We start from the raw sequence: 12,728 nt of genomic DNA, 5'->3' as shown, positions 1-12,728 counted from the left end.
ATTGCACTTGTCAGTGTCTCCAGGAAAAATGGCAAGCAAACCAAAAATTATTGTCCTTGATGATGATCCAACTGGTTCACAAACAGTCCACAGTTGCCTACTGCTGACGCAGTGGGATGTAGATACCCTAAGTTTGGGGTTAAATGATGACTCGCCAATTTTCTTTGTGCTGACGAATACTAGGGCGCTGACTCTAGAAAAAGCGGCTGAGGTGATGCGAGAAGTATGTCGTAATTTGAAAAGTGCGATCGCATCCACCAATACCCAAGATTTTCTCATAGTCAGCCGTTCTGATTCCACCCTGCGCGGACATTATCCAGTTGAAACCGATGTTATTGCACAAGAATTAGGTGGATTTGATGCTCATTTCTTAGTCCCAGCTTTCTTTGAAGGCGGACGCTTCACCCGTGACAGTATACATTACCTCATAGTCAACGGTGTCCCCACACCTGTACATCAAACAGAATTTGCCCGTGATTCCGTCTTCGGCTATCATCACAGCTACTTACCAGACTATGTAGCAGAAAAAACTCAAGGTCTTATCCTAGCTAACAAAGTAGAACGCTTTTTACTTGCAGATATCCGTGCTGGTAGTTTAGAACGCCTCTTAAAACTGAATAATAATCAATGTGGCGTTGTCGATGGTGAAACTCAAGCCGACTTAGACACCTTTGCAGCAGATATTATCACAGCAGCAAGTCAAGGAAAACGCTTTTTATTCCGCAGTGCTGCCAGCATTTTAACCTCCCTTGCCAATTTGGGACAGCAACCAACACCTGCGGAGGAAATGTCTCAATATGTGCGAGGCGGGAGACCAGGGGCAATAATTGTCGGTTCCCATGTTAAAAAGACAACTGAGCAGTTAGAAAATTTACTACAAGAACCAGGTATAGTAGGCATCGAAATAGATGTTGCTCATTTAGTGGATGATTCCCCTGCACAACGCGCAAAACTACTATCACAAAACTTAGAAAGCATTCATCAAGCCTATAATTCTGGTAAAACACCCGTAGTTTACACTAGCCGCCAAGAACTAACATTTGACAACGTACAAACGCGCCTACAGTTTGGGGTAGCAGTTTCAGCTTTATTAATGGATATCGTGCAGGGTTTACCCTCAGATATTGGTTTTCTAATTAGTAAAGGCGGAATTACTTCAAATGATGTCTTGAGTACAGGACTTGCTTTAACATCGGCGCGGCTTCTCGGTCAAATTTTACCAGGATGTTCCATAGTACGCACACCCGCCAATCATCCACAATTTCCCAATTTGCCAGTAGTGCTGTTTCCAGGTAATGTAGGTGATGCTCATGCCTTAGCAACAGCTTTTCGGAGATTAAGTAATCACAGTTGAACATTAAACACTTATCATTAACTGCACTTAAATCCAATCTGTCACCGTGTACAGTATAATTAGTCGATTCGCAAGGATCAGCCCTAATAATTAATATGAATTCTGATTCTGCCCTGCCGTTACCTCAACCAAAAGTTGGGGAAAATCCTCCAACAGAAAATAGTCCTCTGCAAGTGCAATTAAAAACTGAGCAGGGGAAGCTACTGTTAATTCTGCCAACAGAAGCAGAAACATCTGCCCAGATAAATTGGCAGATATTTTGTGAGCAGTTAAAAAATCGTTTACAAGGAAACGATCGCTTTTGGCAATCCCAAATGCCCGTGCATCTGGTTGCTCAAGACCGACTTTTGGATGGGCGACATTTCAAAGCGATCGCGGATACATTAGGTAATGCTCAACTGCAACTGCAACGAGTTTACACCAGCAGACGGCAAACCGCCGTTGCTGCTGCCACTGCTGGTTATGCAGTCGAACAGCAAGTAGTTTTCTCATCTTTAAAAACTGCTGAGGTAAAGCCTGACACTCGTTTAAAAGATCCTTTGTATGTAGAAACAACAGTACGTTCAGGGGCAGAAATACACCATCCTGGTACAGTTGTTATTCTGGGAGATGTGAATCCAGGTGGAATCGTAGTAGCTGGTGGAGATATATTAGTTTGGGGGCGTTTAAGGGGAGTTGCCCATGCAGGTAGCGAGGGCAATTCAGAGTGTAGAATTATGGCGCTACAGATGCAGCCAACACAGTTGCGAATTGCTGATTATGTTGCTAGAGCGCCAGAAAAACCGCCATCTCAGTTTTATCCCGAGGTTGCCTACGTTACCACTGAAGGAATTCGCATCACTAAAGCCACTGATTTTTCTAAGACCCACTTGTTATCTAACTCATGAGTCGCATTATTGTTGTTACCTCCGGTAAAGGAGGGGTGGGGAAAACCACTGTTACAGCTAATTTGGGAATGACACTAGCCAAATTGGGCAGTTCAGTTGTCCTGGTGGATGCGGATTTTGGTTTGAGAAATTTAGACCTACTGCTGGGGCTAGAAAATCGAGTCGTATATACTGCCATTGAAGTCATCAGTGGTGAGTGCCGATTAGAACAAGCTTTAGTGAAAGATAAACGGCAGCCAGGACTAGCACTACTGCCAGCAACCCAAAACCGCAGGGCAGAAACTATTAACCCAAATCACATGAGGCAGTTGATTACGGCATTGGCTCAAATGTATGAGTACGTGCTGATTGACTGTCCCGCAGGGATTGAAATGGGTTTTAAAAATGCGATCGCCGCCGCCCAAGAAGCTTTAATTGTCACCACCCCAGAAATCTCTGCTGTCCGAGACGCAGACCGCGTTATAGGCTTACTCGAAGCCAACAACATCAAGAAAATTAACTTAATTGTCAACCGTTTGCGACCTGCAATGGTGCAAGCTAATGACATGATGTCAGTAGAAGATGTTCAGGAAATTCTAGCAATTCCTCTGATTGGGATTATTCCCGATGACGAGAAAGTGATTGTCTCCACTAATAAAGGAGAACCGCTAGTTTTATCTGAAACTCCCTCTTTACCAGCAATGGCAATTACTAATATTGCTCATCGCCTTAAAGGTCAACAGGTTGATTTTATTAACTTAGAACCTGGTAATGATTCTTTCTTTTCACGTATCCGCAAACTTTTGTGGTCTAAAATTGGTTAAGCTGCACCTGTTGTGCCTGTTTTAATGATTAGTGAACTTCTAGAAAGGCTCCTTCTTCGCTTTCAGGCTGATACCAGCCGCGAAAAAGTTAAGCGTCGCCTCCAACTGGTGATCGCTCAAGATCGTGCTGACCTGACACCGCAGATGATGGAGGCGATGCGTAAAGAAATCTTAGAAGTTGTGTCTCGCTATGTAGAAATAGATAGCGAAGGTTTAGAATTTTCCCTCGACAGTAGCCAAAGGTCAACCGCCTTAATTGCTAACGTGCCTATCCGCCGTATTAAAAATGAAACGGAAGAAGCATCTGAAATTAATGATGATATTCCTCTAGCAATTAGATCGCCAGAAACATCTCAAATTAATCAGGATATTCCTTTAGCAATTAGATCGCCAGAAGCATTGGAAATTAGCAATGATATTTCTCTAATTGAAAGAAAAGAAATACCTGAAAATAACCAAGATGCTTCTAAATAACAAGATTCAGAAGCAGAATATTATATTATGTCCGGTTAATTACTTATGATCGCAACTTGTATTTTAGGATTACTCACATTTGGTGTTCTAGGTGCAAGTTTGGTTTAGAAGCGCAGAGAACAGCAAAGAGCGGGCATCTAATTAGCGGGCGTGAAAATCCACTTAACCTGATGGCTGGTGATTGGTCATCGGTTATTGATAATTGTTAATTGTTCAAGTGCGATCGCCCGAAACGAGATCAAGTCAGCGTGGGCAGTCATTTCAATGGTACGCTTTAAAATAGCATTTCTAAATGTTAAGAGTGTTTTCCGTTATAAGGAAAGATAGCTTCACAACATAGGCGCAAGCATGGTCACCACCACAGAAAAAACAAATATTGGTCGCATTACCCAAATTATTGGGCCCGTTTTGGACGTTGAATTTTCTGCTGGCAAGATGCCACAGATTTACAACGCCTTAAAGATTGAAGGCAAAAACGAAGCTGGACAAGAGGTATCCGTTACCTGTGAAGTACAACAACTGCTAGGTGACAACACAGTGCGTGCAGTTGCCATGAGTACTACCGATGGCTTAGTACGCGGTATGGAAGTGGTAGACACTGGCGCTCCCATTAACGTTCCTGTTGGTCCCGCTACCTTGGGTCGGATCTTCAACGTACTCGGTGAACCCGTAGACAATCGAGGCCCCGTTAATAGTGAAGAAACTTTCTCTATTCACCGTTCGGCTCCCAAATTTACAGATTTAGAAACTAAGCCTTCCGTATTTGAAACTGGGATTAAAGTAATTGACTTACTGACTCCCTATCGACGTGGCGGAAAAATTGGTTTATTCGGTGGTGCGGGCGTTGGTAAGACCGTAATCATGATGGAGTTGATTAACAATATCGCTACCAATCATGGCGGTGTGTCCGTATTCGGTGGCGTGGGCGAACGCACCCGTGAGGGCAATGACCTTTACAACGAAATGATGGAATCTGGGGTTATTAATAAAGATAATCTCAATGAATCAAAGATCGCTTTAGTTTACGGTCAGATGAATGAACCACCCGGAGCTAGAATGCGTGTGGGTCTTTCTGCTCTGACAATGGCTGAATACTTCAGAGATGTCAACAAGCAGGACGTACTGCTGTTTATCGACAATATCTTCCGGTTTGTACAAGCTGGTTCTGAAGTATCCGCACTACTAGGACGGATGCCTTCTGCGGTGGGATATCAGCCAACTCTATCAACTGATATGGGTGACTTGCAGGAGCGCATTACCTCTACCACTGAAGGTTCAATTACCTCAGTGCAAGCAGTGTATGTACCCGCAGACGACTTAACTGACCCTGCACCTGCAACTACCTTTGCTCACTTGGATGGAACAACGGTGTTGTCTCGTGGTTTGGCATCTAAGGGTATTTACCCTGCGGTAGATCCTCTGGGTTCCACTTCTACCATGCTTCAACCAACCATTGTGGGTGGAGAGCATTATCAAGTTGCTCGTGCAGTACAATCAACCCTGCAACGTTATAAAGAATTGCAAGATATTATTGCAATTCTCGGTTTGGATGAATTGTCTGAAGATGACCGTGTAACTGTAGCTCGTGCGCGGAAGATTGAACGCTTCTTATCTCAGCCGTTCTTTGTAGCAGAAGTATTCACTGGTTCTCCTGGTAAGTATGTGAAGTTGGAAGACACTATCAAAGGCTTCCAAATGATTCTGTCTGGTGAACTAGATGCTCTACCAGAACAGGCTTTTTACTTAGTTGGCGATATCAACGAAGCGATCGCTAAAGCAGATAAGCTCAAGGGCTAATGGGGAATAGGGGCTGGGGACTGGTGAGGCTTGAAAAATTTTTCTTGGCTCACCATCACCACTCCCCAATCACTAATCACCAATTACTAACTAATCTATGACATTAACTGTTCGTGTAATTTCTCCTGACAAAACTGTCTGGGATGCAGCAGCCGAAGAACTCGTTTTACCTAGCACTACAGGGCAACTGGGTATCCTTACAGGTCACGCACCTTTGTTATCTGCGCTAGATACTGGTGTGATGCGTGTCCGCGATGGCAAAAATTGGGTAGCGATCGCTCTGATGGGGGGATTTGCAGAAATCGAAAACAATGATGTTACCATTCTCGTTAATGGTGCTGAACGTGGCGACAAGATTAATCTTGAAGAAGCCCGTACTGCTTACAACGAAGCCGAATCTCGCGTGAATCAAGTTCAAAGTGGTGGTAATCGCCAAGAACAAATTCAAGCAACTCAAGCTTTAAAACGCGCTAGAGCAAGGTTTCAAGCTGCTGGCGGTATGGTTCAAGTTTAAAATTGCGCCTTTTTGCAAGTTAAAAAAACTCCTCTAAAAATATTAGAGGAGTTTTTTATGGGAAAATTTGACAAAATTAGGGCTTACGCCAAGATCCCCCTAAATCCCCCTTAAAAAGGGGGACTTTGAATGAATTTTTCCCCCTTTTTTAAGGGGGGTAGGGGGGATCTTGGTTTCCAGCTTTCGCTGCATAATTTTTAAATTTTAAAAATTATCAAAATTACCCCTTGACTCTCTAGCTTAATGGAGGGTTTAAAGTATAAATGTGAGCTTGAATAAATTTACTTAATTAAGGAAAAGATGATGACATTAGAACTAACAGTTCCCAGTATGGCTTGTTCTGCTTGCGCTGAGACGATTACTAATGCGATACAAGGCATTGACGCTGCTGCTAAGGTAGAGGCTGACCCCAAAACTAAGCTAGTTAAAGTGGAAACACAACAACCAGAGAAGGTAGTGAAGGATGCGATCGCCTCTGCTGGTTATCCAATTTCGTGAACAATTAACAATTAACAATTAACAATTATCAATTATCAATTGCCTCACAACTTCAGTAGTAGGTAAGAAGATTGAATTGATAATTGATATTGGAGGAGTTTAAATGATAACTCAAAAACAGCTTTGGAGTAGTTTGATTAGTTTGGGGCTTTTTTTAGGAATCAATACAAGTGTCCAAGCTGTTGAGATTCCAATTAACAAAACTCAACAGTTTCAAAAGATTGAGCAACCTTTAGCACTAAAAGCAGGAGTAACCTTAGTAGGATTAGGCTTAATTAGCTTAGAGCTATGGTGGTTTTTATTCAGCAAAGCTAACGGTAAAAAAGTTTAGTAATTATTTTCTGGTTAAATAATATGGATACAACAACCTTGAAACTACAAGGAATGAGTTGTGCTGCCTGTGCTAACTCAATTGAAAAAGCAATTCAATCTGTTCCTGGCGTAGTTGAATGTAATGTTAATTTTGGTGTAGAACAAGCAACAGTTAAATATAATTCTCGCCAAATAAGTATAAAAGAAATTCAACAAGCTGTTGCTGATGCTGGTTATACCGCACAACCTTTAGAAGATATAGTAATAGGTGATGATCCTGAAGCAGATTCACGTCAACAAGCGAAGAAATTAAAACAAAAAGTAATATTTAGTGCGGTTATTAGTTTGGTATTAGTAGTAGGTTCAATACCAGTAATGACTAAATTGCATATTCCTTTAATACCTACATGGCTACATAATTATTGGGTGCAATTAATATTAACAACGCCCGTACTATTTTGGTGTGGCAAAAGCTTTTTTATAGGAGCATGGAAAGCTTTTAAGCGTCATGCTGCTGATATGAATACTCTAATTGCTCTGGGTACAGGTGCGGCTTATTTATATTCGCTGTTTGTTACTATTTTTCCTACAATATTAGGTTTAACAAACGATGTATATTACGAAACTGCTGCGGTTGTTATTACTTTAATATTGTTAGGACGTTGGCTAGAAAACCGTGCGAGAGGACAAACTTCAGATGCCATCCGTAAACTAATAGGTTTGCAAGCAAAGACTGCCCGTGTAATTCGGGGTAATGAAGAAATAGATCTGCCGATCGCAGAAGTAGTTGTTGGTGATGTGGTGTTTGTGCGCCCTGGTGAGAAAATCCCTGTTGATGGTGAAGTAATTGAGGGTGTTTCTAATGTTGATGAATCAATGGTTACTGGTGAAAGTATAGCTGTTAAAAAAAACCTGGTGATGAAGTAATTGGGGCAACAATTAATAAAACTGGGAGTTTTAAATTTCAAGCTTCACGAGTTGGTAAAGATACGGTTTTGGCACAAATTGTAAAATTAGTGCAAGAAGCACAAGGTTCTAAAGCACCTATTCAAAGATTGGCAGATCGGGTAACGGGTTGGTTTGTACCTGTAGTAATTGCGATCGCGATCGCCACTTTCATTATCTGGTTTGATTTGATGGGCAACCTCACAATGGCTTTAATGACTACCGTTGGTGTATTAATTATCGCTTGTCCCTGTGCTTTGGGTTTAGCTACACCTACATCTGTAATGGTAGGAACAGGAATTGGTGCAGAAAATGGCATCTTAATTAAGGGTGCAGATAGTTTAGAACTTGCTCATAAAATTAAAAGAATTGTCTTAGATAAAACTGGCACTTTAACTGAGGGAAAGCCGACGGTTACAGACTTTGTAAGTGTACATGGAACAGCTAATCGTAATGAAATAAAACTTTTAAGTTTAGCAGCCGCAGTAGAACGTAATTCTGAACATCCTTTAGCAGAAGCAGTTGTTAAATATGCTCAATCTCAGCAAGTAAATTTAGTAATTGCAGAAAAATTTGAAGCTATTGCAGGTAGTGGTGTTCAAGCTATAGTCTCAGACAGATTGGTACAAATTGGCACTCAACGCTGGATGGAAGAGCTAGAAATTGATACTAATGTAGCAACATTGTCAAGCAAATATTTACAAGATTATAAAACTGTTTGGGAAACTGCGGGTAAAACGGTGATTTGGATTGCAATTGATGGAGAAATTCAAGGTTTGATGGGAATTGCAGATACTTTAAAACTGTCTTCAGCAGCAGCAGTAAAAGCACTACAAAAGCTAGGTTTAGAAGTAGTAATGCTAACTGGGGATAATCGCCCAACAGCAGAAGCGATCGCACAACAAGTAGGAATTAGCCGCATATATGCCGAAGTACGCCCAGATCAGAAAGCTGCGATCGTCCAATCTCTACAAACACAGGGAAAAAATTCTGATTTAAAATCAATTGTGGCAATGGTAGGCGATGGCATAAATGATGCACCCGCATTAGCACAAGCCGATGTAGGAATTGCTATTGGTACTGGTACAGATGTTGCGATCGCAGCTAGTGACATTACCCTCATTTCTGGCGACTTGCAAGGTATTGTTACCGCCATTCAATTAAGTCGCGCCACCATGCAAAATATCCGCCAAAACCTCTTTTTTGCCTTCATTTACAACGTAGCTGGCATACCAATTGCTGCTGGTATTCTCTTTCCCTTCTTTGGTTGGTTACTCAATCCAATGGTTGCTGGTGCTGCAATGGCTTTTAGTTCCGTTTCTGTAGTTAGTAACGCCCTACGTTTGCGTAAATTTAAATCGTCTAGAGGATAATCTCTGAAAACAGGAACTTCCCAAAGTTCCAAAAAGAAATTTTTTTCTAGAGTAATTTAATGTGACTCTAAGCATAACCTTCTTGCAAGAAAAAAAGACTATGGCTTTAAGCCACATTAATGAGCAAAATTTAACTTTCTGGCTGACGCTTAGTACTTATATAGGTGCAGATACCTCTTTGGGACGACTTTATAAACTCACATACTTCTGTCACCAGTGGCGAGTCAAATTCTTCCTCTAACCTTGCTACAGCTTTTGGTAAAGTCAACTTAGACTGATACAAAACTTTAAAAGCTCGTTTAAGCGTTAATCTCTCCTCAGAACTAAATCCGGCTCGTTGCATTCCCACAACATTAAGACCCATAATTTTATTGAGGCTAACGCTGCGAGTTGTACAAAATGGCAGTACATCTTTATGTACCGCACATCCTCCCGACAGCATGGCAAGTCTTCCGACGCGAGTAAACTGATGTATTAAGCAGTTACCACTTATAAAAGCTTGATCTCCTACTTGAACATATCCAGCTAGTAATGCGCCATTAGCAATAATTACTCTATTGCCTACCTGGACATTATGGGCTACATGGCTAAAAGCCATCAGTAAGCAATTATTCCCTACACTTGTAACTGTGCCTAACTTAGTTCCACGATGAATGGTGACTCCTTCACGGATTACACAATTGTCACCAATTTTCACAAAGCTTTCTTCCTCTTTATATGCCAAATCCTGTGGTAAGTCTCCTAGCACAGCACCTGAATGAACCCGACAACCTTTCCCTAATGATGTGTAAGGCAGAATAGTAACGTGGGAGTTAATTACACAACCGTCTCCAATTTCAACATCGTTATCAATGTAGGAAAAAGCCCCAATAGTCACTTCCTTCCCTAGCTTGACACCATCTGCAATCACGGCAGTCGGGTGTATATTCATTTAAAATCCTCCCCTGGCGATATATTACTCAAACTTATAAAAATTCTTTCTTAAGATAGGCTGTAATTACAAGCTATTATTCAGAATTTCTAAGACTCGGAACTACCTTAAACTAGATTAAAGTAATAAGCTGCTTGATATACAGATTAAGTTCACTGTTGTGCTTTGTTACCTGTAATTTTTATCAGTCAATAGCAGGGAAGTCAACTAGGAACAAATATTTAACTCTGCCTTCCTATAGATAGAATGTAGCTTCCTAAACTAGATTTGTAGGGGTATGTGTAGTTAGTTATTGATAAATCGAGACAACCAAGTAGCGAAATACTAAAGCAATTTTTTGTATAACGATTAGCCATCAAATATTTTTTAGTAAATAGCTTTTTGGAGCCTAGCAAGCCAGGAAAATACATACCACCAAGGGTGTATAATTTATTTTTAATTTGAAGTTTTTCTGTCTCTTCAGTGAGAAGAGTGTGATAAATAATTTTACAGCCATAGACGGATCTATAATTAATCCAAACTCGATATTGTTAAGAAAGTTCAAAGGAAAAGCAATCATGAAACTTTCTAACGTATCTAAGGTTCTCGCAGCTAGTGTACTTGCAGCTAGTGTATCTATGTTACCTTTAAATCACCCCGCATCTGCTCAAAGTGATGCTGGTACATCTGGTAGTGGCAGCTATGGTACCACCACTCAAGATTCTACTACTCAAACTCAAAACACTGGCGATCGCGACTTTGATTGGGGCTGGCTAGGTTTACTAGGTTTGGCAGGTTTGGCAGGTTTGGCTAAGAAAAAGGAACAACCTGTTCGCTACCGCGAACCTGAAGTTAGTTCAACTTACAGACGTTAATGCGACTTTTGATTGGCTGCGTTTTAAGGGAATATAATTTTTAAAACTTCAGGATAAAGCTTTTTTACAGGTGGGCATTAAATGCCCACCTGTTGTTTTGTAAGTAATAAAAAAATCCCAATATTAGATATTATTTATTACTTAAATAACTTGCATTTATGATGCAGTTGCTTTCAATTCGTCTAGACGCGCTAAAACTTCGTTACTGTGAATAACGGGATTAACTCCAATATAGGTTTCCCGCAAAACACCCTTGGGATCAATGATAAAAGTATGACGCATGGAAACAAAGCCAATCCAAGAACCATAAGCTTTGCTCACTTTTCCATCGCTATCAGCTAACAAGGGAAATTTTAAACCTTCGGAATCACAGAATTTGGCGTGAGAATCTACTGAATCAACACTAACACCAATAATTTGAGCATTTTTAGCAATGTATTTAGGTAAGTCTTGCTGAAATTTTCGAGCTTCTATAGTACACCCAGATGTAAAATCCTTGGGATAAAAGTAAAGTACAACCCACTTACCGCGATAATCAGCCAGAGAAACTTTGCCTCTACCAGTATTAGTCGGTAGGGTAAACTCTGGTGCAGGTTTGTTGATGGTAGGTAGTTTTCCACCTAGCGCAGCAGCCTTTGGGGCAAAGTTAAACCAGGTAACTAAGGCAAGACAGCAAGCTAATAGGGTGCGAATAAAGATTCGGCGAGACATGGGTAATTAAAGTAAAGGCTGCTTAACATAAGTTAACAATTTTATCATTACTCAGTTTGCAGCCCTTATGTAGTAAACATTTAATTAAAAAGCCATCCTGGGGTTGAAACCGTAGGATGGCTAAGTAGCAAGTAATAACAGAAGTTAAAGGTTAGGATATGTCGAGATAGTATTACTTACAGCTTTGTTTTTGATTGGTAGTAAATTTTACTACCTGTATCTGCTACGAAATGGCAAGTTTTGAATGAATGCCAGAATGCTTGGAAGATTGACTTATCCGATTTGCGGTAGTAATCTCCTAAAATTGGTTTGATTGCCTCTGTTGCTGTCTTTAGATGATAGTGAGGCATATTTAGGAAAATGTGATGCGCGACATGGGTGCCGATATTGTGGTGAATATTATTGATAAACCCGTAATCGTGATCAATTGTAGATAAGGCACCTTTAAAGAAATACCAGTCTTTACCACGATACCAAGGAATATCTGGATCAGTGTGATGTAGGAATGTTACGAAGTCTAACCAGACTACAAAAATAATGTATGGTACGAGATAGTTTTTCAATAACCACAGAAAGCCCCATTGGTAGGTGAGAAACCCTAGTAAAACTACCATTGAAGTCCACCAGATAGTACTGGTGATGACATCCCATTTTTCTGAAGGACGGAACAAAGGGCTATTAGGATTAAAGTGAGATGCAGCTTCTCTTCCAGGGGAACGTTTAAACAGATAAAGAGGATAGGCAAACAGCAAGGCTATACCAAAGCGGAGGAATTTTTCCCACCAAGCCATTTGGTTATACTTGCTTTCTGTAACGGGATACCAGCTTTCGTCAGTATCAATATTACCTGTATTGTTGTGGTGGGTTCTGTGGCTAATGCGCCAGCCGTGAAAAGGAACAAGTATGGGTGTATGGGACAAATGCCCAATTAAATTATTCAGCCATTTCTTTTTGGAAAATGATCCATGTCCGCAGTCGTGTCCAACTACAAATAATGCCCAAAACATGGTTCCCTGCATTAACCAAAAAATTGGCCAGAAGTACCAAGAGTCTAAGTAATTGGCGATCGCATACAAAATACCAATAATTGATACATCCAGAAAGAAGTATGATAGCGATTTCCAAGTAGATGGTTCAAAGCAATATGCAGGAATTGCGGCTTTGACTTGCTGAAGGGTGAAGGGTGGTTCTAACGATTCTGTTGAATCTGTAACCTTAAGAAGTTGAGATTGCACTAAATTTCGGGTTTGACCTGAGAGTAGACCAATTGCATTA

General features: G+C 40.8%; 11 protein-coding genes and 2 pseudogenes. 10 read left to right on the top strand and 3 right to left on the bottom strand.

Translation table 11 applies throughout. From position 1 onward, the window contains the following. Window positions 1–28: 28 nt before the first annotated feature. The 9 genes and pseudogenes from CRI9333_RS10435 (at window position 29) to CRI9333_RS10395 (ending at window position 8,957) form a co-directional block, all read left to right on the top strand. A complete protein-coding gene (locus CRI9333_RS10435) occupies window positions 29–1,354 on the top strand; it encodes a four-carbon acid sugar kinase family protein (protein ID WP_041226014.1) in 1,326 nt (441 codons plus the stop codon). Between the two features lie 95 nt (window positions 1,355–1,449). Beyond that, the gene (gene minC / locus CRI9333_RS10430) at window positions 1,450–2,241 is read left to right on the top strand and encodes a septum site-determining protein MinC (protein ID WP_015203134.1); all 792 of its coding nucleotides are present in this window, start codon (window positions 1,450–1,452) and stop codon (window positions 2,239–2,241) included. Then, entirely contained in the window at window positions 2,238–3,044 is an 807-nt protein-coding gene (gene minD, locus CRI9333_RS10425) for a septum site-determining protein MinD (RefSeq protein ID WP_015203133.1), read from the top strand. Before minC ends, minD begins: the two co-directional genes overlap by 4 nt. A 24-nt stretch (window positions 3,045–3,068) precedes the next feature. Continuing rightward, window positions 3,069–3,353: pseudogene (minE, locus tag CRI9333_RS28550) on the top strand (cell division topological specificity factor MinE); the annotation flags it as partial. Between the two features lie 513 nt (window positions 3,354–3,866). Continuing rightward, window positions 3,867–5,315, top strand: coding sequence for a F0F1 ATP synthase subunit beta (gene atpD, locus CRI9333_RS10415; protein WP_015203131.1), 1,449 nt, complete (start codon window positions 3,867–3,869; stop codon window positions 5,313–5,315). 97 nt (window positions 5,316–5,412) lie between these two features. Next, window positions 5,413–5,829: an ATP synthase F1 subunit epsilon gene (gene atpC, locus CRI9333_RS10410; RefSeq protein ID WP_015203130.1), complete on the top strand. Its 417-nt coding sequence runs from the start codon at window positions 5,413–5,415 to the stop codon at window positions 5,827–5,829. Window positions 5,830–6,132: 303 nt separating this feature from the next. Beyond that, on the top strand, window positions 6,133–6,327 hold the full coding sequence (locus tag CRI9333_RS10405; RefSeq protein ID WP_015203129.1) for a heavy-metal-associated domain-containing protein: 195 nt from the start codon (window positions 6,133–6,135) through the stop codon (window positions 6,325–6,327). Between the two features lie 103 nt (window positions 6,328–6,430). After that, window positions 6,431–6,658, top strand: a complete 228-nt coding sequence (locus CRI9333_RS10400; RefSeq protein WP_015203128.1) for a hypothetical protein — start codon at window positions 6,431–6,433, stop codon at window positions 6,656–6,658. A gap of 23 nt (window positions 6,659–6,681) precedes the next feature. Beyond that, window positions 6,682–8,957, top strand: a pseudogene (locus CRI9333_RS10395) (heavy metal translocating P-type ATPase). Between the two features lie 130 nt (window positions 8,958–9,087). Here the strand turns inward: CRI9333_RS10395 and lpxA are convergent. Continuing rightward, the gene (gene lpxA, locus CRI9333_RS10390; protein ID WP_015203127.1) at window positions 9,088–9,888 is read right to left on the bottom strand and encodes an acyl-ACP--UDP-N-acetylglucosamine O-acyltransferase; all 801 of its coding nucleotides are present in this window, start codon (window positions 9,886–9,888) and stop codon (window positions 9,088–9,090) included. Between the two features lie 557 nt (window positions 9,889–10,445). Here lpxA and CRI9333_RS10385 point away from each other — a divergent pair. Next, complete coding sequence (locus CRI9333_RS10385; protein ID WP_015203126.1) at window positions 10,446–10,742, top strand: WGxxGxxG family protein; 297 nt, start codon at window positions 10,446–10,448, stop codon at window positions 10,740–10,742. 156 nt (window positions 10,743–10,898) lie between these two features. Here CRI9333_RS10385 and CRI9333_RS10380 read toward each other — a convergent pair whose 3' ends face one another. Continuing rightward, window positions 10,899–11,453, bottom strand: a complete 555-nt coding sequence (locus tag CRI9333_RS10380) for a peroxiredoxin (protein ID WP_015203125.1) — start codon at window positions 11,451–11,453, stop codon at window positions 10,899–10,901. 176 nt (window positions 11,454–11,629) lie between these two features. Further along, on the bottom strand, window positions 11,630–12,688 hold the full coding sequence (locus tag CRI9333_RS10375) for a DUF3474 domain-containing protein (RefSeq protein WP_015203124.1): 1,059 nt from the start codon (window positions 12,686–12,688) through the stop codon (window positions 11,630–11,632). Window positions 12,689–12,728: the final 40 nt, after the last annotated feature.

Origin of the sequence: Crinalium epipsammum PCC 9333 (genome assembly GCF_000317495.1) — a bacterium.
Taxonomy (GTDB): Bacteria; Cyanobacteriota; Cyanobacteriia; order Cyanobacteriales; family PCC-9333; genus Crinalium; species Crinalium epipsammum.
Note: the sequence above shows the minus strand (reverse complement) of the source record. Positions and strands in the feature narration are given on the sequence as shown.